This is a genomic window from Amycolatopsis sp. Hca4 (assembly GCF_013364075.1).
Lineage (GTDB): Bacteria > Actinomycetota > Actinomycetes > Mycobacteriales > Pseudonocardiaceae > Amycolatopsis.
Window position 1 is genome coordinate 4,876,060 of sequence record NZ_CP054925.1, and the last position, 25,093, is coordinate 4,901,152.

Sequence of the window (25,093 nt, forward strand, 5' to 3'; positions counted from 1 at the left end):
AGGTCAGCAGGCGCAGCGGATCGCGGGTTCGGTGGTCCCTTCGACGGGGTAGCCGGCGGCGATCCAGGCGGTGATGCCGCCGGAGAGCCGTTTCACCTTGAAGCCGAGCTGCGCGAGCTTGAGCGCGCCCTTGGTGGCGGCGTTGCAGACGGTGCTTTCGCAGTAGCAGACGTACACGAGGTCGCGGTCGAGGTGCTCCGTGCTTTCCGCGGTCAGGTCCCGGTAGGGCAGGTTGATCGCGCCGGGGATACGGGCGTGAGCGAAGGCTTCGGGCGCCCGCGTCTCGACGACGACGTAGCCGTCGGTGCGGCCGGCTTCGAGGTCCTGGACGAGATCGTCGGGATCGACCTCGAAGGCGAGTTCGGCCGCGAAGTGCTTCGCGGCGGCCTCCGGGGGCGCTGCCGGGTAGGCGAGGGTGCGTGTCATGGGGTAAATCCTGCTGGGCACAGGGGTTTCCGGACAGGGCACAATCGGCGTGGAATCCCGGGCCGGCCGGGGATTTCCCTGTTCTGGCCCTGCGAACCCGGGAGAGTTGCGGTGGACCACCTCGACGACGTCGACTGGCGCCTGCTGGAGCTCCTCCAGTCCGACGGGCGGTTGAGTTTCTCGGAGCTCGGGCGCCGGGTGTCGCTGTCCGGTTCGGCGGTGACGGAACGGGTGCGCCGGCTCGAGGAGCGCGGCGTGATCACCGGGTACGCGGCGAGAGTGGACACGACGAAGCTGGGGTTGCCGATCGAGGCGTTGGTGCGCGCTCGGGTCAGGAGCCTGGACACGCCGCGGTTCCGGACGGCGGTGTTGCCGCTGGCGCAGGTGGTGGCCGCGGATCACGTGACGGGTGAGGAGTGCTGGGTCCTGCGGGTGCTGTGCCGGGATACCGCGGAGCTCGAGGAGCTGCTGGAGAAGGTGCAGCGGTACGGGGAAACGAGCACGTCGCTGGTGCTGTCGTCGCCGTTGCGGGGCCGGGCGGTGGGCCGGCCGGGGTTGGTTTGAGGTCTTGCGTGTGATCCGGGAGGCATTACGCGTGTCTGGAGGGGCATCACCCGTGATTGGGGAGGCGACACGGTGGCCGGCCCGGGCAAGTCGCGCTCGGATCTCGCGTGATCCGGAGCGGGACCCGCGTGATTCAAGCCGGATCTCGCGTGATTGGAGGCGGGACTCGCGTGACCGGGGGCGGATATGAGAAAAGAGCCTGGGCCGGGAGACGTTTCCGTCTCTACCGGGCCCAGGCCCTTCTCCTAAGTAAGTTCGGCGGTGTCCTACTCTCCCACAACCCTTCGGTTGCAGTACCATCGGCGCTGTCAGGCTTAGCTTCCGGGTTCGGAATGGGACCGGGCGTTTCCCTGACGCTAAAACCACCGAAACACTCTGAAACAACACACCTGGTGTGGTGTTTCAGAACCGTAGAGTGGATGCGTAACATCTTTGTAGGCAAGTCCTCGGCCTATTAGTACCAGTCAACTCGACAACACATTACTGTGCTTCCATTTCTGGCCTATCAACCCAATGGTCTGTTGGGGGCCTTAACCCACAAAGGGGTGGGATACCTCATCTTGGAAAAGGCTTCCCGCTTAGATGCCTTCAGCGGTTATCCCTTCCGAACGTGGCCAACCAGCCATGCCCTTGGCAGAACAACTGGCACACCAGAGGTTCGTCCGTCCCGGTCCTCTCGTACTAGGGACAGCCTTCCTCAAGTATCCTACGCGCGCGGCGGATAGGGACCGAACTGTCTCACGACGTTCTAAACCCAGCTCGCGTGCCGCTTTAATGGGCGAACAGCCCAACCCTTGGGACCTACTCCGGCCCCAGGATGCGACGAGCCGACATCGAGGTGCCAAACCATGCCGTCGATATGGACTCTTGGGCAAGATCAGCCTGTTATCCCCGGGGTACCTTTTATCCGTTGAGCGACACCCCTTCCACCAGGAGGTGCCGGATCACTAGTCCCGACTTTCGTCCCTGCTCGACATGTCTGTCTCACAGTCAAGCTCCCTTGTGCACTTGCACTCAACACCTGATTGCCAACCAGGCTGAGGGAACCTTTGGGCGCCTCCGTTACCCTTTAGGAGGCAACCGCCCCAGTTAAACTACCCATCAGGCACTGTCCCTGAACCAGATCATGGCCCGAGGTTCAGATTCCCAATTCGACCAGAGTGGTATTTCAACAACGACTCCACCACAACTAGCGTTGCAGCTTCACAGTCTCCCACCTATCCTACACAAGCCGAACCGAAAACCAATACCAAACTATAGTAAAGGTCCCGGGGTCTTTCCGTCCTGCCGCGCGTAACGAGCATCTTTACTCGTAGTGCAATTTCGCCGGGCCTGTGGTTGAGACAGCCGGAAAGTCGTTACGCCATTCGTGCAGGTCGGAACTTACCCGACAAGGAATTTCGCTACCTTAGGATGGTTATAGTTACCACCGCCGTTTACTGGCGCTTAAATTCTCAGCTTCACCCCCGAAGGAGTTAACCGGTCCTCTTAACGTTCCAGCACCGGGCAGGCGTCAGTCCATATACATCGTCTTGCGACTTCGCATGGACCTGTGTTTTTAGTAAACAGTCGCTTTCCGCTGGTCTCTGCGGCCACCCACCCCTAGCTCGAGAAGAGCTTCAGGATGTTTGGCCCCCCTTCTCCCGAAGTTACGGGGGCATTTTGCCGAGTTCCTTAACCACAGTTCACCCGATCGCCTTGGTATTCTCTACCTGACCACCTGTGTTGGTTTGGGGTACGGGCCGTGCATGCACTCACTAGAGGCTTTTCTCGGCAGCATAGGATCACTCTACTTCGCCTCAAACGGCTACACATCACGTCTCAGCCTATATAAGTGGCGGATTTGCCTACCACTCGGCCTACACGCTTATACCAGGACAACCATCGCCTGGCGGAGCTACCTTCCTGCGTCACCCCATCGCTTGACTACTACGAAATCAGGTCCCACGCTCCACACACAGTCATCCACCCGAAGGCTTCAAACCGCGGCTTTGGGTGGTTAGTATCAAACGCCTCGTCATGGGCGCACATGCTCGGGTACGGGAATATCAACCCGTTGTCCATCGACTACGCCTGTCGGCCTCGCCTTAGGTCCCGACTTACCCTGGGCGGATTAGCCTGGCCCAGGAACCCTTGGTCATCCGGCGGCAGAGTTTCTCACTCTGCATTCGCTACTCATGCCTGCATTCTCACTCCCACACCCTCCACCGCTAGCTTCCGCCACGGCTTCCCTGGGTGCAGGACGCTCCCCTACCCATCAACACGACTACACACAAACCTCAAGGGCTCGCATGGATCTATTGTGTCAATGACACAGCTTCGGCGGTGTGCTTAAGCCCCGCTACATTGTCGGCGCAGGACCACTTGACCAGTGAGCTATTACGCACTCTTTCAAGGGTGGCTGCTTCTAAGCCAACCTCCTGGTTGTCTGGGCAATCCCACATCCTTTCCCACTGAGCACACACTTAGGGGCCTTAGCTGGTGTTCTGGGCTGTTTCCCTCTCGACGACGAAGCTTATCCCCCGCCGTCTCACTGCCACGCTCTCACTAACCGGTATTCGGAGTTTGGTTGATTTCGGTAACCCGGTAAGGCCCCTAGACCATCCAGTAGCTCTACCCCCGGCAAGAAACACGTGACGCTGCACCTAAATGCATTTCGGGGAGAACCAGCTATCACGGAGTTTGATTGGCCTTTCACCCCTACCCACAGCTCATCCCCTCAGTTTTCAACCTAAGTGGGTTCGGGCCTCCACGACGTCTTACCGTCGCTTCACCCTGGCCATGGGTAGATCACTCCGCTTCGGGTCTAGACCACGCGACTACAATCGCCCTATTCAGACTCGCTTTCGCTACGGCTACCCCACACGGGTTAACCTCGCCACGCAGCACTAACTCGCAGGCTCATTCTTCAAAAGGCACGCCATCACCCAAAGGCTCTGACGGCTTGTAGGCACACGGTTTCAGGTACTCTTTCACTCCCCTCCCGGGGTACTTTTCATCTTTCCCTCACGGTACTCGTCCGCTATCGGTCTTCAGGAAGTATTTAGGCTTACCGGGTGGTCCCGGCAGATTCACAGCAAATTCCACGAGCTCGCTGCTACTCGGGAACACCACCAAGGTCCTTGAAACTGGTTTTCGCGTACGGGGCTCTCACCCACTCCGGCCCGCCATCCCAAGCGGTTCCACTAACCAGCACAACAACCCGAAGAAGTGTCAGCCTCTTCAAGGCGGGTCCCACAACACCGTCTGCACAACGCCTGACAGCTTGACATGCAAACGGTTTAGCCTCTTCCGCTTTCGCTCGCCACTACTCACGGAATCACGGTTGTTTTCTCTTCCTGCGGGTACTGAGATGTTTCACTTCCCCGCGTTCCCTCCACACACCCTATATATTCAGGTGCGGGTAACACCACATCACTGGTGCTGGGTTTCCCCATTCGGAAATCCTCGGATCACAGCTCGGTTGACAGCTCCCCGAGGCTTATCGCAGCCTCCTACGTCCTTCATCGGCTCCTGAAGCCAAGACATCCACCATGTGCCCTTAACAACTTGACCACAAAGATGCTCGCATCCACTCTACAGTTCTCAAACACCACACCAGAAACAAACGTCCCTCGGGGGTTAGCCCAAGGCGTGTTGCCTCAGGACCCAACAGCGTGCCAGGAACATGCCCGCGCCCGACTCGGCAGGCCAACTTTCCACGCGAAGCAAGCTTCGCAGTACTAGCCGGCGACCTCATCACCACACGAACACATAAACCAGTAGTTCCACAATTCCTTGAGCAACCGAGACAACACCACGTACGGGTGTTAAGCCTCAGCCACTCCCAACCCGAAGGCCGGGATGTGTTGTGCTCCTTAGAAAGGAGGTGATCCAGCCGCACCTTCCGGTACGGCTACCTTGTTACGACTTCGTCCCAATCGCCAGTCCCACCTTCGACCACTCCCTCCCCTTACGGGGTTGGGCCATGGGCTTCGGGTGTTACCGACTTTCATGACGTGACGGGCGGTGTGTACAAGGCCCGGGAACGTATTCACCGCAGCGTTGCTGATCTGCGATTACTAGCGACTCCGACTTCACGCAGTCGAGTTGCAGACTGCGATCCGAACTGAGACCGGCTTTAAGGGATTCGCTCCACCTCGCGGTATCGCAGCCCTCTGTACCAGCCATTGTAGCATGTGTGAAGCCCTGGACATAAGGGGCATGATGACTTGACGTCATCCCCACCTTCCTCCGAGTTGACCCCGGCAGTCTCCCACGAGTCCCCGCCATAACGCGCTGGCAACGTAGGATAAGGGTTGCGCTCGTTGCGGGACTTAACCCAACATCTCACGACACGAGCTGACGACAGCCATGCACCACCTGTACACCAACCACAAGGGAAGCCCCATCTCTGGGGATGTCTGGCGCATGTCAAGCCCAGGTAAGGTTCTTCGCGTTGCATCGAATTAATCCACATGCTCCGCCGCTTGTGCGGGCCCCCGTCAATTCCTTTGAGTTTTAGCCTTGCGGCCGTACTCCCCAGGCGGGGCGCTTAATGCGTTAGCTACGGCACGGACAACGTGGATGTCGCCCACACCTAGCGCCCAACGTTTACAGCGTGGACTACCAGGGTATCTAATCCTGTTCGCTCCCCACGCTTTCGCTCCTCAGCGTCAGTATCGGCCCAGAGACCCGCCTTCGCCACCGGTGTTCCTCCTGATATCTGCGCATTTCACCGCTACACCAGGAATTCCAGTCTCCCCTACCGAACTCAAGTCTGCCCGTATCGACCGCACGCTCCACGTTAAGCGTGGAGATTTCACGGCCGACGCGACAAACCGCCTACGAGCTCTTTACGCCCAATAAATCCGGACAACGCTCGCACCCTACGTATTACCGCGGCTGCTGGCACGTAGTTAGCCGGTGCTTCTTATCCAGGTACCGTCACTTGCGCTTCGTCCCTGGCGAAAGAGGTTTACAACCCGAAGGCCGTCATCCCTCACGCGGCGTCGCTGCATCAGGCTTGCGCCCATTGTGCAATATTCCCCACTGCTGCCTCCCGTAGGAGTCTGGGCCGTGTCTCAGTCCCAGTGTGGCCGGTCACCCTCTCAGGCCGGCTACCCGTCGTCGCCTTGGTAGGCCACTACCCCACCAACAAGCTGATAGGCCGCGGGTTCATCCTGCACCGCCAGAACTTTCAACAACCCTGGATGCCCAGGGAAGTGATATCCGGTATTAGACCTCGTTTCCAAGGCTTATCCCAGAGTGCAGGGCAGATTACCCACGTGTTACTCACCCGTTCGCCACTCATCCCCACCCGAAAGTGGTTCAGCGTTCGACTTGCATGTGTTAAGCACGCCGCCAGCGTTCGTCCTGAGCCAGGATCAAACTCTCCAACAATGTCTTCGAATTCAATCGAGGCAAATGTATTGCTCTCAAAGGAAACCCCGACGAGGGGTTTCATATAAGCTCTACTGGCTTAGTTCACTAGCACACTGTTGAGTTCTCAAGCAACACACTCTGAATCCACCCGCCTTATCGGCGGCTAAATCCTCGGCAGTTGTTCCAAGCGATATTCACAAGCTTTTGGTCGAGCATGCCTCAGCCTACGGGTTTAGTCGTAGGGGGTCGGCGGCCGCTCGTGGGCCGACGCTGAACATTACCCGGTCCGATCCGCGGTGTCAACCCGCTCGTCCCGGCCTGGTCTCTTGGGGCTTGCGGCCCCGGTGTAACCCGGTGTTCCTGGCGACGAAGAGAAGATTACATGCCCCGGAACCGGGCCAAAACAGGGGGGTCACTTAACGGCATCGCCGCAGGTCAGAGTGCTTACGGACGGCTACGACGGCAGCGAGGGCAGGTACCGGGGCGGGACCCGCGCCGGAGCCACCCGCGAAAAGTCCGCCGCCAACGCCAGCATCCGCGCGTCCGACCACCTCGCCCCCATGAACGAGATGCCCACGGGGAGAGGTCCGGCAAACCCGGCCGGCACGGTGACGTCCGGGTACCCGGCGACCGCGGCCGGGGTCGACGACGGGATCACGTCGTTGTCGCCCACCGCGCAGTCGGTCTTCCACGCCGGCGGGTTGGTCGGCGACGCGATCGCGTCCAGGTGGTGCGCGGAGAGGGTCTCGTCCAGCGACCGGCGGGCGAGGTCCGAAAGCTCCGCCCGGCCGGCGAGGTAGCCCGGGTCCGTCGGCGGCGGCGCGGCCAGTGCCTGCTCGAACAGCTCCTGCCCGGCGAAGCACGTCCGCTCCAGCGGGTCGGCGCGGTTGTAGGCGATCAGCTCGGCCAGGTTCCGCGGCCCGGACGGGCGGGTCGCCAGGTACGCGTCGATGTCCCGGTGGAACTCGGTCAGCAGGGCCGGGAACTCCAGCTCCCCCAGCCTCGCCTGGTAGGGCAACGTCACTTCGACGACCGTCGCACCCGCCTTGACCAGCGAGTTCCGCGCCGACGTCATGATCGCGTCGGTCGCCGGGCCGAGCACCGGCAGGCGCCACAGGCCGATCCGCGCGCCACGCAGCGCGCCCGGGCGGAGCAGCTTCGCGTAGTCCTCGGGCTGGTTCCGCGGATACTCCGCGGTCGCCGGATCGGCGGGGTCGCGACCTTGCAGGACCGACAGCGTCAAAGCCGCGTCGACGACGTTGCGGGCGATCGGGCCCGCGGTGTCCTGCTCGGCCGAGATCGGCACCACGCCGGTGCGGCTGACCAGGCCGAGGCTGGGTTTGTGGCCGACCGTCGCGGTCATGCCCGCGGGGCACACGATCGAGCCGTCGGTCTCGGAGCCGATCGCCACCTGGGCCAGCGACGCCGCCACCGCGGCCGCGGACCCGGCGGACGACCCGCACGGGTTGTGGTCCAGGACGTACGGGTTGTTCGTCTGCCCGCCGACACCCGACCAGCCGGACGTCGGCTTCGCGGCGCGGAAGTTCGCCCATTCGGAGAGGTTCGCCTTGCCGAGGATCACCGCGCCGGCGTCACGCAGCCGGGTGATCAACGTGGCGTCCGCGGCCGGGTGGCTGCGCAAGGCGCGCGACCCGGCCGTCGTCCACTGGTCGCGCGTGTCGACGTTGTCCTTGACCAGCACCGGGATGCCGTCGAGCGGGCCACGCAGGTGGTGCGAGCGACGTCGCGCGTCACTGGCCGCGGCCTGCGCGAGCGCGGCCGGGTTGAGGGCCAGGACCGCGTTGACCTTACCGTCGATCCGGTGAATCCGGTCGAGGTAAGTGCTGGTCAGGCCCACGGCGGAGAGCCGGCCCGACGCCATCCGCGCCTGCAGCGCCGGGATGTCGGCGGAGTCGAGATCGAACCGCGGAGGAGCCGCGGCGACGGGCGCGGCGGGGACGAGCACGAGTGCGGCGGCCAGGATCGCGAGGAACACCGGCCGCCGCCCCATCAGAGCACCGGCAAGAGGGTTCGGAGTTCGTACGGGGTGACCGCGCTGCGGTAGTTGTCCCACTCCACCCGCTTGTTCCGGAGGAAGAAGTCGTAGACGTGCTCGCCGAGCGCTTCCGGCAGCAGTTCGGACTTCTCCATCTCCGACAGCGCTTCTCCCAGGTTCTGCGGCAGCTGCGAGTACCCGGCGGCGCGCCGCTCGGCGTCGCTGAGCTGCCAGATGTTGTCCTCGGCGGGCGGCGGCAGCTCGTAGCCCTTCTCGATCCCCTTGAGCCCGGCGGCCAGGATGACCGAGTACGCCAGGTACGGGTTGCACGCCGAGTCCAGGGTACGGATCTCCACCCGGCGGGATGACGCCTTTCCGGGTGAATACATCGGGACCCGGACGAGGGCCGAGCGGTTCGCGCGGCCCCACGAGACGGTCGTCGGGGCTTCACTGCCGCTGATCAGGCGTTTGTAGGAGTTGACCCACTGGTTCGTGACCGCGGAGATCTCCTTGGCGTGGTGCAGCACGCCGGCGACGAAGGCCTTGCCGGTCTCCGACAGCTCGTGCGGGTCCTCGGCGTCGTAGAAGGCGTTCCGGTCGCCCTCGAACAGGCTGACGTGCGTGTGCATGCCCGAGCCGGGCTGGTCGGTGAACGGCTTCGGCATGAAGGTCGCGCGCACGCCCTGGGTCAGCGCGACCTCCTTGACGACGTAGCGGAACGTCATCACGTTGTCGGCCATCGTCAGCGCATCGGCGTAGCGGAGGTCGATCTCCTGCTGGCCCGGTGCCCCTTCGTGGTGGCTGAACTCGACCGAGATGCCCATCGCTTCGAGCGTCTCGATGGCGTGCCGGCGGAAGTGCGTCGCGGTGGCGTGGCTGGCCTGGTCGAAGTAGCCGCCGTTGTCCGCGGGCTCCGGCTCGCTGCCGTCGTCGGGCATGGTCGAGAGCAGGAAGAACTCGATCTCGGGGTGGACGTAGCAGGTGAAGCCCGCTTCGGCCGCCTTCGACAGCTGGCGGCGCAGCACGTGCCGCGGGTCCGCCCAGGACGGTGAGCCGTCGGGCATCGCGATGTCGCAGAACATGCGCGCCGAGTACGGGCCGCCCTCGGGGGTCTCCCAGGGGAGGACCTGGAACGTCGACGGGTCGGGCTTGGCGACCATGTCCGATTCGTAGACGCGCGCGAAGCCCTCGATGGCCGAGCCGTCGAAGCCGATCCCGTCGTTGAAAGCGCCCTCGAGCTCGGCCGGCGCGACCGCGACGGACTTGAGGAACCCCAGCACATCGGTGAACCAGAGTCGGACGAAACGGATGTCGCGCTCCTCGAGCGTGCGGAGCACGAATTCCTGCTGGCGATCCATGGCCGCACCCTAACCACAGCGTGTTAACGGCATGTTTCACGACGCGCCGTGGCCGCGTAAGTCACGTTGCGAGTACCGGGACGGGTTTCTTCGCACGGGTGATGGCCAGGGAAGCGACCGACGCGATGACGGCCAGCACGGCCGCGGAGTACCAGGCCAGGTTGTAGTTCCCGAGCTGGTCGCGGACCAGGCCGGCGGCCGACGCGGCGAACGCGGCGCCGAGCTGGTGGCAGGCGAAGACCCAGCCGAACACGATCGGGCCGGCGTCGCCGAAGGCGCGGACGCAGAGAGCGACGGTCGGCGGGACCGTGGCCACCCAGTCGAGGCCGTAGAACAGGATGAACGCCCACATGCTCGGCTGCACGCTGTCGGTGAACAGCTGCGGCAGCAGCGCCAGGGAGAGCCCGCGCAGGGCGTAGTAGACGCCCAGCAGGACCCGCGGGTCGATCCGGTCGGTGAGCCAGCCGGAGAAGATCGTGCCGACGACGTCGAAGACACCGACCAGCGCGAGCAGGCTCGCCGCGGTCGTCTGCGGCATGCCGTGGTCGTGCGCGGCCGGGACGAAGTGGGTGCCGACCAGGCCGTTGGTCGTCGCGCCGCAGATCGCGAAGCCGACGGCGAGCAGCCAGAACGTGCGGGTGCGGGCGGCCTGGCCCAGCACGGACAGGGCGCGGCGGACCGAGCCGCTCTTCGGCGCCGGCCGCGCGACCTCGGTGCCGGCGGGCGCGCCGTAGGCCGTGGTGCCGACGTCGGCGGGGTGGTCGCGGATCACCAGCAGCACGACCGGGACGACGGCGAGCGCGGCGATCGCGATGACCAGCGACGCCGTCCGCCACCCCGACGTCACGGCCAGGTTGGCGATGAGCGGCAGGAAGATCAGCTGGCCGGTGGCGCCCGCGGCGGTCAGGACACCGGTGACGACGCCGCGGCGCTGCACGAACCACCGCGTCGCCACCATCGCGGCGAAACCCATGGCCATCGAGCCGGTGCCCAGCCCGACCAGCACGCCCCAGCAGAGCACGAGCTGCCAGCTCGCGGTCATGAACACCGTGCCGCCCGCACCGAGGGCGATCACGGTCAGCGCCGTCGCCGAGACGCGCCGGATGCCGAACCGCTCCATCAACGCGGCCGCGAAGGGCGCGAAGAGGCCGAAGAGCACGAGGTTCACCGAGACGGCCGAGCTGATGGTGGTGCGGGACCAGCCGAACTCTTCGTGCAGCGGGTCGATCAGGACGCCGGGGGCGGCGCGGAAGCCGGCGGAGGCGAGCAGCGCGACGAAGGCGGCGCCGGCGATCAGCCACGCGCGGTGCAGCTTCGGGGCAGGACGGGTCTCAACGGTCACCCAGGCAGTTTCACCGCGCGCGCGTGACGGCGGAAGTGGCCGGAAGGACATCATGCGCAAGATTCAGGCCATCAGTACTCTTCGGGGATGCGCCGCCTCGCCCTCTTGCTCGTGGTCTTGCTGACGGCCGGCTGCACCGGGTCACCCGACACGCGCGGGCCGTTCCCGGCGGGCGCCGACCTCGTCCGCGAGGCCGCGACGTCGTTCGCCGCGGTGCGGAGCGTGCACTTCGCCGCCGGTGTCAACGGCGTGCTGCCGGGCTTCCCGCTCCGCCAGATCGAGGGCGACGCGACCCTGGCCGACGGCGGCCACGCCACCGGCACCGCTGACGTCCAGGACGGGGACGGGCACACCAAGTTCCCGTTCGACGTGCACGACAGCCAGGAGCCGCCGTACCCGGTCACCGCGTTCCTCGGCCCGCAAGGCGGGCTGAAGCGGCTGCTCGACGGCGTGACCGACGCCAAGACCGAGGGCCGCGAGAACGTCGACGGCGCACCCGCGCTACGGGTTGCCGGGCGGGTGCCCGCCGCGGTGGCGCACAGCGTGCTCGCCGCCGTCGACGCCGACCTCAACGTCAAGGTCTGGGTCGCCGACGACGGCGGGCCGCGGCGCTTCGCTCGCCTCTGGGTCCAGATCCCGCCGCCGGACAACCACCTCAGCCCGGTGATGATCGAGCTGTCGCTGACCGAGCAGCAGTCCTAGCTACTGCCCCGAGCACCGCTTGCCGTCCGGCGGCACCGTGCCGTCGACCAGGTAGTCCGTGCCCGCCTCGTCCACGCACTTCACGCCCTGCAGGAACACCGTGTGCTGGGTGCCCTCGTAGGTGAGCAACGCGCCCTTCAGGCCCTTCGCGAGGTTGACGCCGGCCTGGTACGGCGTCGCCGGGTCGTTGGTCGTCGAGATGACCAGCGTCTTCGCCAGGCCTTCGACGTTCGGCACGTGCGGCTCGGACGTGTTCGGCACCGGCCAGAACGCGCACGCGTCACGAGCTGCCGACGCCGGGCGGCCGTCGTCGAGGAACGGCGCGACCTTCACGTACTCCTCCTGCGCCTTGAGGATGACGGCCGGGTCCGTGACGCGCGGGTCGTCGACGCAGCGGATCGCCGTGAAGGCGTCCTGGGTGGTGCCGTACCTGCCGTCCGAATCGCGCTCGTTGTAAATGTCGGCGAGCTTCTCCAGGGTCGCGCCGCGCTGCTGCTTCAGCTCGTTGAGGCCGCTGTTGAGGGTGTCCCAGAGGCTCTCCTGGTAGAGCGCCTGGATGACGCCGGTGGTGGCGTCCTCGTAGGAGAGCTTGCGGCCGTCGCCGACCGGCACCGGGAAGTCGATCAGGGGCCGGACCAGCTGCTGGAACGCCGTGACCGCGGTACCGGCGTCGGGGCCGAGCGCGCAGTCCTGCTGGGCGCTGCACCACTTCGCGAACTCGGTGAACGCCTTGCCGAAGCCCTGGCCCTGCGCGACCAGCGACTCGACGGCGTCCTGCTCGGGGTCGACCGCGCCGTCGAGGACCATCGCGCGGACGTTCTTCGGGAACGCCTCGGCGTAGGCCGACCCGATCCGGGTGCCGTAGGAGTAGCCCAGATAGGTGAGCTTTTCGTCGCCGAGGACCGAGCGGAGCACGTCCAGGTCCTTCACGACGTCGCGGGTGCCGACGTTGGCGAGCATCCCGGTGCCGTCGTCGGTGCGCTGGGCGCACTTGGCGGCGAAGTCCTTTTCCTGCGATTCCTGCTTGAGCACGCCGGCCGGCGAGCCGTCGGTCTCGCTGTCGTCGGCGCGGTCGGCGTCCCGCTCCCGATCGGTCAGGCAGTGGATGGCAGGCTGGCTCGCGCCGATCCCCCGCGGGTCGAATCCGACCAGGTCGAAGCGCTTGCCGAGGCCGGTGCTGGTCACCGGCTTGCCCAGCCCCGCGGCGGCGACCATGCCCGACGCGCCGGGGCCGCCCGGGTTGACCACCAGCGACCCGATCTTCTCGCCGGTCGCCTTGCGGCGGAGCAGGCCCAGGGTGATCGTGTCCCCCGCCGGCTTCGCGTAGTCCAGCGGCACGGTCAGCCGCGCGCACTGGACGTCTTTCGCCTGGAACGCCGATCGCGCGTCTTCCGACGTCGCGTAAGGTGCGCAGTCGGCCCAGCTCAGGCTCTGGCCGTAGAACCGCTCCAGCCCGGCGGGCACCGGCCCGGACGGCGGGTGCGACTCGGTGGTCGGCGCGGGCGGCTCGGTCTTGCCGGAGGACGTGCACGCGGCCAGCGAGGCCGCGAGCAGCACGGACGTCGCGATCGCGGTGATCCGGCGACGATGGGACCTGGCGCTGGGATGAGGGAACACGGTTGGATCGTCCCATCCGGCCGCGGAACTCGAATGCACCACCGCCGCGTTGGGTGGTGGAGGCCGGTCGAGCGAGAGAGAACGGGAGACCAGGGGTGGCAGCACTGATCAGCCGGGTGGGCAAGAAGCTCCGCCGGATCATCCAGCGGCCGGGCAGCGTCGAGCTGACCCGCTACGAAGCACTGCTGCCCGCGGTCGAGAAGCTCGAACCCGAGCTCGAAAAGCTCTCCGACGAGGAGCTGACCGAGCGGGCGGGCAAGCTCCGCGAGACGCTGAAGGACACCGCGTTCGGCGACGAGCAGCTGATCGAGGTCTGCGCGCTGGGCCGCGAGGCCGCCAAGCGGGCGCTGGGCGAGCGCGCGTTCGACGTGCAGGTGCTGGGCACGATGGGCCTGCTCACCAAGCACGTCGTGCAGATGGAGACCGGTGAGGGCAAGACACTCGCGGGTGCGCTGGCCGCGGCCGGGTACGCCATCCGCGGAAAGCGCGTTCACGTCGTCACGGTCAACGACTACCTCGCCCGCCGCGACGCGGAGTGGATGGGCCCGGTGTACGCCCTGCTCGGCGTGTCGGTCGGCTGGGTCGAGCCGTCGCACTCGCGCGAAGAGCGTCGCGAGGCGTACGCCAAGGACGTCACGTACGGCGCGGTCGCCGAGATCGGCTTCGACGTGCTGCGGGACCGGCTGGTGACTTCGGTCGGCGACCTCGTCCAGCCCGACCCGGAGGTGGCGATCGTCGACGAGGCGGACTCGGTGCTGGTCGACGAGGCCCGCGTCCCGCTGGTGATGGCCGGCTCGATCGACCGCAGCGACGCCGACGAGGAGGTCGCCAAGATCGTCCGGCGGCTGCGGCTCAACCTGCACTACGAGACCGACAGCGAAGGCCGCAACGCCTGGCTGACCGACGCCGGCTCGTCCGTCGTCGCGAAGTCGCTCGGCCTCGAGGTCGACGACCTGTTCAACGAGCAGGCGTCGGACCGGCTGGCCGCCGTGAACGTCGCCCTGCACGCCCACGCGCTGCTCACCCGCGACGTCGACTACCTGGTCCGCGACGGCAAGGTCCAGCTGATCAACGCCGCCCGCGGCCGCGTCGCCGAGCTGCAGCGCTGGCCGGACGGCCTCCAGGCCGCCGTCGAGGCGAAGGAGCAGGTCACCGCGACCGACCGCGGCGAAATCCTGGACTCGATCACCGTCCAGGCGCTGCTCGCGCGGTACCCGGAGGTCGCAGGCATGACCGGTACCGCGGTCGCCGTCGCCGAGCAGCTGCGGGAGTTCTACGAGCTCGAGGTCGCGGTCATCCCGCCGAACACCCCGAACATCCGCGAGGACCTCGAAGACCGGGTCTTCGCTTCGCCGTCGCAGAAGCTGCGGGCGATCGAGGAGGAGATCCGCACGGTGCACGAGACCGGGCGGCCGATCCTCGTCGGCACCCAGGACGTCGCCGAGTCCGAAGAGCTGGCCGAGAAGCTGGCGAAGGTCGACCTCGAGTGCGTCGTGCTCAACGCGCGCAACGACGCCGAAGAGGCCGCGATCATCGCCGAGGCCGGCAAGAAGGGCGCGGTCACCGTGTCCACCCAGATGGCAGGCCGCGGTACCGACATCCGGCTGGGCGGCACCGACGGCGCCACCCGCGACGAGGTCGTCGAGCTCGGCGGGCTGCACGTCATCGGCACCGCGCGGTACCCGTCGAGCCGGCTCGACGGCCAGCTGCGCGGCCGCTCCGGCCGCCAGGGCGACCCGGGCAGCGCGATCTTCTTCGCGAGCCTGAACGACGAGCTCGTGCTGTCGAACGCGCCGGACATCCCCGAGGGCATCGTCGACGACGAGGAGACCGGCGAGATCAAGGACCCGGCGGCCCTGCGGCAGCTCAACCACGCCCAGCGCGTCGCCGAAGGTGTCGACCTGGAGATCCACCGCAACACCTGGCGCTACACGCGGCTGATCGAGCGGCAGCGGCGTGACCTGCTGGTGCACCGCGACAAGGTGCTTCGCACCGCGTACGCGGCGGAGGTGCTGGAGAAGGCGCACCCGGAGAAGTTCAGCGAGCTCGAGGCGAAGCTCGACGACCGGGACAAGCTGGAGCAGGTGTGCCGCGAGGTGCTGCTGTTCCACATCGACCAGCTGTGGTCGGACCACCTGGCGTACCTGACCGACGTCCGGGAAAGCATCCACCTGCGCGCCCTGGCCCGGGAGACGCCGCTGGACGAGTTCCACCGCGCGGCGATCCCGGAGTTCCACAAGATCATCGGCGAGGCCGACTCCCGGGCGGCGAAGACGCTCGAAGAGGCCGAGCTGACCGACGAGGGCATCGACCTCGGCGACGCCGGCGTCCGGCGCGCGAACACGACGTGGACCTACCTGGTGCACGACAACCCGTTCGATTCGGACTTCGAGCAGACCATCAAGAAGGTCCGCAGCATGATCAAGCGGAAGTAGCTCCCGTTCCCGGGAGGCCCCCGTCCGGTTCGCCGGGCGGGGGCCTTTCGATTTCCCCCACATTCGCTCGGCCTTCCGGGTGACGGTGGGACAGAATGGCGGCATGCCGCAACTGCGCATCGCGCTCGCCCAGGTCAACCCCACCGTCGGCGACCTCGACGGCAACGCCGAGCTGCACGTCGAGTGGACGCGGCGGGCCGCCGAAGCCGGCGCGCACGTCGTCGTCTTCCCCGAGATGTCCCTGACCGGCTACCCGATCGAGGACCTCTCGCTGCGCAAGACCTTCGCCGCCGCCTCGCGGCAGGGCGTCGAGGCGCTGGCGCGCCGGCTCGACGAAGCCGGCTGCGGTGAAGTGCTCACCTACATCGGCTACCTCGACCTCGACGAGGTCGGCCCGCGTGACGCCGCCGCGGCGCTCTACCGCGGCGAGGTCGTCGCCCGGCAGTTCAAGCACCACCTGCCCAACTACGGCGTCTTCGACGAGCACCGCTGGTTCAAGCCGGGCACCACGCTCGACGTCGTCCGGTTCCACGGGCTCGACATCGGCATGGTCATCTGCGAGGACCTCTGGCAGGACGGCGGGCCGATCTCGGCGCTGGGCCGGGCCGGCGTCGACCTCGTGGTGGCGCCGAACGCGTCGCCGTACGAGCGGTCGAAGGACGAGCAGCGGCTGCCGCTGATCGCCCGGCGCGCGGCCGAAGCGGGCGCGCCGCTGGTCTATACCAACCAGATCGGCGGCCAGGACGACCTCGTTTTCGACGGCGACTCGCTCGTCGTCGGCGCGGACGGGACGCTGCTGGCCCGTGCGCCCCAGTTCGTCGAACACCTGTCCGTGCTGGACATGGACCTGGTTGCGGGCGGGCACGCGGCCGACGGCGAGCTCGAGGGCCTGCACGTCCGGCGCCGGGTGCTGAGCGCGGACCCGCTGCCGGCGTACCCGGCGTCCGCCGAGCCGGTGATCAGCGAGCCGCTGTCCGACGAGGCCGAGGTGTGGCACGCGCTCGTCGTGGGGCTGCGGGACTACGTGCACAAGAACGGGTTCTCGTCGGTGACGTTCGGGTTCTCCGGCGGCATCGACTCGGCGGTCTGCGCGGCGCTGGCCGCCGACGCGCTGGGCGGCGACAACGTCTACGGCGTCTCGATGCCGTCGAAGTACTCGTCGGGGCACTCGAAGGACGACGCCGCCGACCTGGCGGAGCGGATCGGTGCGCACTACCGCGTCGAGCCGGTCGAGGACATGGTCCGGGTGTACGTCGACCAGCTGTCCCTGACCGGCCTGGCCGAGGAGAACATCCAGGCGCGCACGCGGGGCATGCTGCTCATGGCACTGTCCAACCTGGACGGTCACCTGGTGCTGGCCACCGGCAACAAGACCGAGCTCGCCGTCGGGTACTCGACGATCTACGGCGACGCGGTCGGCGCGTTCGCCCCGATCAAGGACGTGTTCAAGACGCACGTGTGGCAGCTGGCGCGGTGGCGCAACGCCGAAGCGGTGAAGAACGGCGAGACCCCGCCGATCCCGGAGAACTCGATCACCAAGCCGCCGTCGGCCGAGCTGCGGCCGGGCCAGGTGGACACCGACTCGCTGCCGGACTACGCGCTGCTGGACGACATCCTCGACGACTACGTCGAGGGCGACCGCGGGTACGCGGACCTGGTGTCCGCGGGCTTCGACCCGGAGACCATCGACCGCGTGGTGCGGATGGTCGACAAGGCCGAGTACAAGCGGCGCCAGTACCCGCCGGGCACGAAGATCACGTTCAAGGCGTTCGGCCGCGACCGGCGGCTGCCGATGACCAACCTGTGGCGCGAGGGCAAGGCCTAGCTCAACGCGACCTGGCGGCCGTCCGGAGTACGGAGGGCCGCCGTCAGGCCGGCTTTCTCCGCGCGGCGCACCAGGAACTCCAGGCCGAGCGCGTCCGTCGCCGTGTGGACGGATGCCGGGTCGGGGTGGGCGGCCGTCACCATCAGGAGCGGGATCTTCGGCAGGCCGCGCGTGGTCGGGTGCGGGGTGCTGCCCCAGTCGATGAGGAACGGGCGCAGGGTGCCCGGGGCGCTCGGCGGGGTCAGGCGCCAGTGCAGCGTTTCGCCGTCGCCGGTTTCGCGGGACATCTCCGTCGCGTCGCCCGGGTCGAAGCCGTGGGCGCGGGCCTTCGCGATCGTCGAGTCGATGTCCGTCGTGCGGACGGCCCAGGCGACCAGCGCCGGCTCGGTCAGCTCGTCGATGCCGAACGGCCGGGGCGCTTCCGGGTCCGGTTGCTCCGGGTCCGGGCCGATGACCTCCAGGTACATGCCCGCGCCGAGGTCGGCGAGGTGGTTGGCGGTGCCGACGCCGACGTGGCGACCGCCGGGCGCGGGCGTGACGCCGGTGAGGGCGGCGACCCGGGCGACGGCGTCGGCGAGGTCCGGGCCGGCGTAGACGAGGTGATCGAGCACGGTCCCATCATCCCGCGCCGACGGCCCGCGCCGCATCGACCACGCCGTGGCCGTAGTAGGTCGTCCCGTTCGGTGCCGGCTGACAGACGGTGTCGGGACACGGGAGCGACGTCGCCGTGGCGAAGAGGGCGCGTTTGATGCGCTCGGCGCTCCAGTGCGGGTGCTCGCTCGCGATCAGGGCGGCGACGCCGCTGACGTGCGGGGCGGCCATCGACGTCCCGCTCGCGGACCGGTATTCGCCGTTCGGCCAGGTCGACCAGACGCGCGCGCCGGGCGCGGCGAGGCTGATCCGGGACGCCGAGTAGTTGGAGAAGCTCGCCTTGACGAGCTTTTCGTCGAGTGCGCCGGTGCCGACGACGCCGGGCAGCTCGTGCGGCAGCCGGGTGCAGGTCGGGTCGATCCGGCGCTCCACCGGCGTGCTGTCGGCCGGGCTTTCCTTGTCCACCGAGCGGGTGTCGAGGTTGATCCCGGCGTTGCCGGCGGAGGCGACGACGAGGACGTTCCGGCGCTGGGCGTACGCGACCGCCCGGCCGACGGCGAGCTTCGCTGCGGCCTGGTCCGGCTGGTCATCGCAGTTGTAGCGCCACGGGATCGAGCGATAGCTGTTGCTCGCCACCGCGAAGCCGTGCTCGGCGGCCCAGACGAACCCGCAGACCATGCTCTCGGCCGTCTCGGTGTCGTCGAGTTCGGCGAGCTTGACCGCGGCGATCTTGACGCCGGGGGCGACGCCGACGACGCCGGATCCGTTGCGGGCCGCGGCGATCGTGCCCGCGACGTGCGTTCCGTGGCCGTCGAGCGTCGGCCGCCAGGCTCCGGGGCCGCGGTCGGGCCAACCGGACAGGCAGGAGACGGAGTTCGCCCGGTCGAACGCCGGTTTCAGCTCCGGGTGGGTGTCGTCGACGCCGACGTCGAGGACACCGACGACCGTGCGCCGGCTGCCGTCGGTGACCTGGTGCGCTTCGGGCAGGTGCAGCGCCGGGACGTCCCACGCCGTGCCCTCCGGCGGGACCTGACCGGAGTTCGGCGAATTCGGCCCGGTGTAGCGAAGGTCCTTGCGGGGCGCGAAGAACTCTCTCGGGATCTTCGCGGTGCGCGTCGCGCCGACGGCGTCGATGCCCGGCGTTTTCCGGAGCTTCGCCGCGAAGTCGTCCTTCGCGGTGTACGCGACGACGACGCCGATCTGCGGGTAGCTCGCGACGACCGTGCCACCGGCTTTCCGGACGGCGAATTCGGCCCAGCCCGTGTGGTGCGCGACGACGACGTGCGGCATGACCAGCGGGTCGGCGGCCGCCGGCGTCGCGAGCAAGCCCAACAGCAGCACCGTGGCCAGGATGATTCGCCGCACGCGTGTCCTCCTCGAAATCGCCCAAACCGAACTTAGCGATCATTCGCGGCGGGGCGGTACCCCTCTTCGGTCGTAGGCTGGACGCCATGACGACGGGGTTCACGGTGTTCGAGACGGCGATCGGCGCGTGCGGGCTCGCCTGGCGCGGCGACGTCGTGATCGGGACGTCGCTGCCCGAGGGCAGCCCGGAGCGGACCCGGGCGTGGCTGCTCCGGCGGTTCCCGGACGCCGTCGAGGGGACGCCGCCGGCGCCGGTGCGGGAGGCCGTGGCCGGGATCGTGGCGTTGCTGGGCGGGACGCGTCAGGACCTGGCCTCGGTGCCGCTGGACTTCTCGGGCGTGCCGGAGTTCAACCGGCGCGCGTACGAGGTGGCCCGGACGATCCCGCCGGGCAAGACCCTGACCTACGGCGACATCGCCCACCGGCTCGGGCAGCCGGGCTCGGCCCAGGCCGTCGGGCAGGCGATGGGGCACAACCCGTTCCCGATCATCGTTCCCTGCCACCGGGTTCTGGCGGCCGGCGGCAAGGACGGCGGGTTCTCGGCGCGCGGCGGTGTCGGGACCAAACGCCGGATGCTCGTGATCGAGGGCGCGCTGGCGGACGAGCCGACGCTGTTTTAGACCTCCTTCGCTGTGCTCGGCGGGGCATCACGCGTGACTGGGCAGGCATCACGCGTGATTGGAGGGGCATCATGCGTGATTGAAGGGTCGACTCGCGTGATTGAGGGGACGACTCGCGTACCTGGATGGACGACTCGCGTGCCTGAAGGGTCGGGGGGGTCAGGCGGGTTGGGACTGGGGGGTCCAGGGCTTGATCCAGGGGGACTCGGGCCAGCCCTCGGCCGCGGCCATCAGGGGGAAGGCCGTGCCGCCGTCGATGTGCTCGCGGATGATGTCCGCGTGGCCCGCGTGGCGGGCCGTCTCCTGGATCAGGTGGAGCAGGACCCAGCGGACCGACCACGCCTCGACGTCCTGCGGGAACCACGGGACGCCCTTCGGCACCGGGACCGGCTTGCCGAGGTCGTCGATGCCCGCGATCACCTCGGCCGTGCGCGCGGCCACCTCGTCGTAGCGGGCCAGCACGCCCGCCAGGGTCTCGTCCTCGCGCAGGCGGTGGGCGTCCTCGTACTCCGCCATCGCCTCCGCGAACGGCTTCTGCGGCACCTGCAGCACCGTGTCCATCCAGCCGTACTCGGTGCTCGCGACGTGCTTGATCAGCCCGCCCACCGACAGCGTGCTCTTCGTCGAGGCGAGCCTCGCCTGCTCGTCGGTCAGCCCGTGGGCCGCCAGTTTGAGGACGTACCGCTGTTGCTCCAGGAAGCTCAGCAGCCCGTCACGCTCGTCGGCCACCGGGCGCACGTTCCCAGCCATGTCGATCCTTCCGCTCGGAATCACTTGCGGCGATCGTGCCACCCACCACCGACAATTTCGGGCGGATGCCGCTACCGGTGTGCGTGCCGCGGGGCCGGCTTGACGAAGGCGTACACCCCGCCGGTGCCGTACAGGGCCGCGCGGACCAGCAGCTGGAGCCGCGTGAAGACGCCTTCGCAGGTGTCGAACTGCCGGGCGAGCACCACGGCCAGCCAGGTCGCCAGCACCAGGATCAGCCCGGTGACCGCGAGCGCGCGCCAGCCCGGCGGCCACCACAGGATCAGGCTGATCACCCCGGCCACCAGGACGACGCTGAGCAGCGGCGACAGCACGTCGCTGCGCTCGGGGTAGGCGGCCTGCACCAGCACGAGCACGCCGAACGCGCTCACCGAGATCGAGCTGAGCCGCGCCGACCACTGGACCGGCCCGAGCCGGTGCAGCGGTGGCCCGGCGAGCACGAACGCGACCCCGGAGACGGCGAGCAGGACGCGGAACACCGGCGGCCCGGTCACCAGCAGCGCCTCGACCGGGTCCCGCACCGGGGAGACGCCGGTGGGCAGGAAGAACTCCAGCAGCCAGCCCGAATACCCGAGGACGGCCAGTCCCATCAGGAGGGCCGAGGCGATCCGAGCCGTGCGCACGAGGCAGAGCGTAAGCGACGAGCCGCGTCCAGGCCCGTCGCGGTGACCAGGTCCACCTAGTCGTTACGCCTGTGGCCGGACGAAGGGGAACAGGACCGTCTGGCGGATCGACGCGCCGGTCAGCATCATCAGCAGCCGGTCGACGCCGAGCCCGAGCCCGCCGGTCGGCGGCATGCCGTGCTCCAGGGCGAGCAGGAAGTCCTCGTCCAGTTCCATCGCTTCGACGTCGCCGCTGGCCGCGCGCAGCGACTGCGCCTCGAGCCGTCGGCGCTGCTCGATCGGGTCGGTCAGCTCGGTGTAGGCCGTGCCGACCTCGGAGCCGAACGCGATCAGGTCCCAGCGCTCGGCCAGCCGCGGGTCCGCCCGGTGCTGGCGGGTCAGCGGCGAGACGTCGGTCGGGTAGTCGGTGTAGAAGGTCGGCAGTACGGTCGCGCCCTCGACGAGGTGCTCGAAGGCCTTGAGCACCAGGTCGCCGTGGCTCGGGTCCTCCCCCACCGGCACGCCGGCGGCCGCGCACAGGCGGCGCAGGTCGGCCACCGGCGTCCCCGAGTCGATCTGTTCGCCGAAGACCGCCGACACGGCTTCGTGCACCGGGACGACCGGCCAGTCGCCGGAGATGTCGTGCTCGACGACCCGCCCGTCCGCGTCCGGCCGCCGCACGACCTGGGCGCCGTACGCCGCTTCGGCCGCGTGCTGCACGAGCTCGCGGGTCAGCGTCCGCATCGTGTCGTAGTCCGCGTACGCCTGGTACGCCTCGAGCATCGTGAACTCGGGGTTGTGCGTGGCGTCGACGCCTTCGTTGCGGAAGTTGCGGTTGAGCTCGAAGACGCGCTCGACGCCCGCCACGCACAGCCGCTTGAGGTACAGCTCGGGCGCGATGCGCAGGTACATCCGCATGTCGTAGGCGTTGATGTGGGTGACGAACGGCCGGGCGTTGGCACCGCCGTGGACCGTCTGCAGCATCGGCGTCTCGACTTCGAGGTAGTCGGCGTGGTGCAGGCGTTCGCGCACCGCGCGGACGACGGTCGAGCGCAGCCGCAGCATGTTCGTCGAGTCCGGGTTGACCGCCAGGTCGAGGTAGCGCTGGCGGACCCGCGTCTCCGGGTCGGTGAGGCCCTTCCGCTTGTCCGGCAACGGGTGCAGGCACTTCGCGGTGACCGTCCACTCGTCGACGAGCACCGAGAGCTCGCCCCGCTTGGACGTCACGACCTGGCCAGCGACGCCGACGTGGTCGCCGAGGTCGACGCCGGTGCGCCAGCGGTCGAGGTCCAGCTCGCCCGCCTCCAGCATCAGCTGGATCTCGCCGCTGAAGTCCTTGACCCGGGCGAAGCACAGGCCACCGAGAATGCGCAGGTTCAGCACCCGCCCGGCGATCCGGACCCGGTGCCCGGTGGTGGTGTCCGGGGCCAGGCCGGCGAACTTCCGGACGACGTCGCCGATGTGGTCGTCGCGCCGGAACCCGACCGGGTACGGGTCGATGCCCGCCTCGCGCAGCTTGTCGAGCTTGGCGATGCGGACGCGGACCTGCTCGGGCCGCCGCACGGTCTTCGGGGCCGGTGCCGCCGCCGACTCCTCGATCTCCCTGACCCGGGCGACGAACTCCGGGCTGACCGTCTCCAGCCGCAGCGACCGCGCCCGTCCGGTCGGGACGAACCCTTCGAGCGCGCCCGCCACGATGCCCACGCGCGGCAGCCGCCGGGCCGAGGAGTAGCAGAGGAACCGCGGCTCCCAGTCCGGCCCGTACTTGGCGTTGGACCGGTACAGCGACTCCAGCTGGAAGAACCGGGAGAACACGCTCAGGATCCCGCGCCAGGCCCGCAGCACCGGGCCCGCGCCGATCCGCTCGCCCTCGGAGAACACCGCGCGGAACATCGCGAAGTTGAGCGAAATCCGCTGCGCGCCGAGGTGCTGCGCGGCCGCGACGGTCTCGGCGATCATGTACTCGTTGAGGCCGTTCTCGGCGTCGCGGTCGCGGCGCATGAGGTCCAGCGAGAGCCCGCGGCGGCCCCACGGGACGAAGGACAGCAGCCCGCGCAGGTCGCCGTGGGCGTCGTAGGCCTCGACCATCACGCTGCGGCCGTCACTGGCGTCGCCGAGGCGACCCAGCGCCATCGAGAAGCCGCGCTCGGTCTCCGCGCCGCGCCAGGCCTGGGCCCGCCAGAGCAGTTCGGTCATCTCGGCGTCGGGGATCTCGCCGTGGCGGCGCACGCGCGAGGTGTACCCGGCCCGCTGGATGCGCTTGACGGCCTGGCGCACCGACCGCCGCTCCGGCCCGGCCAGGCTGAACTCGCGGACGTCGAGCACGGCTTCGTCGCCGATCTCCAGCGCGCGCAGGCCCGCCCCGGTGTACGCCTTCGCGCCGCGCTCGCTCGCCCCGAGCACGCCCGGGGTCCAGCCGTACGTGCGCGTCTCGTCGAGCCACGCGCGGACCGCGTCGGGCCAGGCCTCCGGGTCGCCGACCGGGTCGGCGCTGGCGACGCTGGTGCCGCCGAGGACGCGGTAGGTGACCGCCGCGCGGCCGTTCGGCGCGAAGACGACGCTCTTGTCGCGCCGGGTGGCGAAGTAGCCGAGGGAGTCGTCCTCGCCGTGCTCGGCGAGCAGCCGGCGCAGGCGGAGCTCGTCTTCGTCGGTGCGCAGGGCGCGGCTGCGCACCCCGCGGAAGAGCAGGTACAGCGCCGCGGTGGCGACCGCGGTCGCGCTGAGGTCGAGGAAGAGGTCCAGCCAGCCGGGGCCCTCGCCGACGCCGATCCGGCGCAGCTGCAGGTTCTCACCGGTGGCGTGGTTGACGACCCAGGCGAAGCGCTCCCACGTGTCGCCGAGGTGGCCGGGGAACGCCTCGGCGAGCCCCCAGCCGACCAGGATGACCACGGCGAAACCGCCGAAGAGCATGCTCAGGCCGTCACGCCAGGCGCTCGGCGCGAGCCGGGCCGGGAACGCCGGGCGCAGCGCGAGCAGCAACACGATCAGGCCGATCGAAACGACGTCGGCGAGGGTCAGCACCCACAGCTGGGCGGGGATGTGCCGGACCTGCTTGGGGCCGAGCGTCAGCAGTTCGGGTGACCACAGCAGCGTCGCCTGCAGCCCGAGGGTGAGCAGCAGGCCGCCGACCTGGAACAGCACCAGCGTGTACAGCGCGGCCTTCTTGCGGCGGCGCAGGGCGCCCCCGAGCACGACCAGCAGCAGCACCATGACCAGGCTCTCGCTGGTCGGCACGCTCAGTCCGGAGAAGGCCATGTCGATGCCGTTGAGCAGGCGGCCGTGCGCGCCGCCGGTCAGCAGCAGGATCACCGAGAACACCGCGGCCAGCTGGACCACGGTCGCGACGATGCCGCCCGCCTTCGCCTTCCAGGCGGGGAGCCGACGGCGCGAGCTCGCGAGGTTTCCCATGGGTGGTTTCGTCGCCTTTCACGGCCGATCGGTGGTCATGCCCTCTTCTTGACGTAAGTGAACCCGCCTTGGTTGTCCCCGGACATCAACCTGAAGGCTGACGGGCCGTC

15 protein-coding genes and 3 rRNA genes are annotated in these 25,093 nt (G+C 68.3%); 5 read left to right on the plus strand and 13 right to left on the minus strand.

Going from position 1 to position 25,093, the window contains the following annotated elements; genetic code table 11:
- Positions 1-3: 3 nt before the first annotated feature.
- Positions 4-426 carry a rhodanese-like domain-containing protein gene (locus HUT10_RS21210; RefSeq protein WP_176172824.1) on the minus strand — a complete coding sequence of 141 codons (423 nt, stop codon included), beginning with the start codon at positions 424-426 and terminating at the stop codon, positions 4-6.
- A gap of 111 nt (positions 427-537) precedes the next feature.
- On the opposite strand from HUT10_RS21210, the gene HUT10_RS21215 reads away from it, so the two are divergent.
- A complete protein-coding gene (locus HUT10_RS21215; RefSeq protein ID WP_176172825.1) occupies positions 538-990 on the plus strand; it encodes an Lrp/AsnC family transcriptional regulator in 453 nt (150 codons plus the stop codon).
- Between the two features lie 253 nt (positions 991-1,243).
- Here the strand turns inward: HUT10_RS21215 and rrf are convergent.
- The 6 genes from rrf to HUT10_RS21245 form a co-directional block, all read right to left on the minus strand.
- Positions 1,244-1,360, minus strand: a 5S ribosomal RNA gene (gene rrf / locus HUT10_RS21220).
- Between the two features lie 64 nt (positions 1,361-1,424).
- Positions 1,425-4,545 (minus strand): 23S ribosomal RNA (locus tag HUT10_RS21225).
- Positions 4,546-4,851: 306 nt separating this feature from the next.
- Positions 4,852-6,372, minus strand: a 16S ribosomal RNA gene (locus HUT10_RS21230).
- Together the 16S, 23S and 5S rRNA genes form the textbook arrangement of a ribosomal RNA operon.
- A gap of 436 nt (positions 6,373-6,808) precedes the next feature.
- Positions 6,809-8,365 carry an amidase gene (locus tag HUT10_RS21235; protein ID WP_176172826.1) on the minus strand — a complete coding sequence of 519 codons (1,557 nt, stop codon included), beginning with the start codon at positions 8,363-8,365 and terminating at the stop codon, positions 6,809-6,811.
- Entirely contained in the window at positions 8,365-9,708 is a 1,344-nt protein-coding gene (gene glnA / locus HUT10_RS21240; protein WP_176172827.1) for a type I glutamate--ammonia ligase, read from the minus strand. Before glnA ends, HUT10_RS21235 begins: the two co-directional genes overlap by 1 nt.
- Positions 9,709-9,769: 61 nt before the next feature.
- Complete coding sequence (locus HUT10_RS21245) at positions 9,770-11,050, minus strand: MFS transporter (protein WP_176172828.1); 1,281 nt, start codon at positions 11,048-11,050, stop codon at positions 9,770-9,772.
- 87 nt (positions 11,051-11,137) lie between these two features.
- Between HUT10_RS21245 and HUT10_RS21250 the strand changes: the two genes are divergently transcribed.
- Positions 11,138-11,752 carry an LppX_LprAFG lipoprotein gene (locus HUT10_RS21250; protein ID WP_176172829.1) on the plus strand — a complete coding sequence of 205 codons (615 nt, stop codon included), beginning with the start codon at positions 11,138-11,140 and terminating at the stop codon, positions 11,750-11,752.
- Here the strand turns inward: HUT10_RS21250 and HUT10_RS21255 are convergent, their stop codons facing one another.
- Positions 11,753-13,309, minus strand: coding sequence for an alpha/beta hydrolase (locus HUT10_RS21255; protein WP_176177927.1), 1,557 nt, complete (start codon positions 13,307-13,309; stop codon positions 11,753-11,755).
- 155 nt (positions 13,310-13,464) lie between these two features.
- Between HUT10_RS21255 and secA2 the strand changes: the two genes are divergently transcribed.
- Together secA2 and HUT10_RS21265 are read left to right on the plus strand one after the other, a co-directional pair.
- Entirely contained in the window at positions 13,465-15,804 is a 2,340-nt protein-coding gene (gene secA2 / locus HUT10_RS21260; RefSeq protein ID WP_176172830.1) for an accessory Sec system translocase SecA2, read from the plus strand.
- A 103-nt stretch (positions 15,805-15,907) separates the two neighbouring features.
- Entirely contained in the window at positions 15,908-17,629 is a 1,722-nt protein-coding gene (locus HUT10_RS21265) for an NAD+ synthase (RefSeq protein WP_176172831.1), read from the plus strand.
- On the opposite strand, the gene HUT10_RS21270 is transcribed toward HUT10_RS21265, so the two are convergent.
- The gene (locus tag HUT10_RS21270; protein ID WP_176172832.1) at positions 17,626-18,240 is read right to left on the minus strand and encodes a VOC family protein; all 615 of its coding nucleotides are present in this window, start codon (positions 18,238-18,240) and stop codon (positions 17,626-17,628) included. The two genes, HUT10_RS21265 and HUT10_RS21270, sit on opposite strands and share 4 nt — an antisense overlap.
- 7 nt (positions 18,241-18,247) lie before the next feature.
- Positions 18,248-19,585: a S8 family serine peptidase gene (locus HUT10_RS21275; protein ID WP_254896971.1), complete on the minus strand. Its 1,338-nt coding sequence runs from the start codon at positions 19,583-19,585 to the stop codon at positions 18,248-18,250.
- Between the two features lie 86 nt (positions 19,586-19,671).
- On the opposite strand from HUT10_RS21275, the gene HUT10_RS21280 reads away from it, so the two are divergent.
- Positions 19,672-20,205, plus strand: a complete 534-nt coding sequence (locus HUT10_RS21280) for a methylated-DNA--[protein]-cysteine S-methyltransferase (protein ID WP_176172833.1) — start codon at positions 19,672-19,674, stop codon at positions 20,203-20,205.
- Between the two features lie 159 nt (positions 20,206-20,364).
- Here the strand turns inward: HUT10_RS21280 and HUT10_RS21285 are convergent, their stop codons facing one another.
- The 3 genes from HUT10_RS21285 to lysX all read right to left on the minus strand — a co-directional run bounded on the left by HUT10_RS21285 (position 20,365) and on the right by lysX (position 24,983).
- Entirely contained in the window at positions 20,365-20,955 is a 591-nt protein-coding gene (locus HUT10_RS21285) for a DinB family protein (protein ID WP_176172834.1), read from the minus strand.
- A gap of 71 nt (positions 20,956-21,026) precedes the next feature.
- On the minus strand, positions 21,027-21,596 hold the full coding sequence (locus HUT10_RS21290) for a hypothetical protein (protein ID WP_254896972.1): 570 nt from the start codon (positions 21,594-21,596) through the stop codon (positions 21,027-21,029).
- 63 nt (positions 21,597-21,659) lie between these two features.
- On the minus strand, positions 21,660-24,983 hold the full coding sequence (gene lysX / locus HUT10_RS21295) for a bifunctional lysylphosphatidylglycerol synthetase/lysine--tRNA ligase LysX (protein WP_176172835.1): 3,324 nt from the start codon (positions 24,981-24,983) through the stop codon (positions 21,660-21,662).
- Positions 24,984-25,093 lie beyond the last annotated feature (110 nt).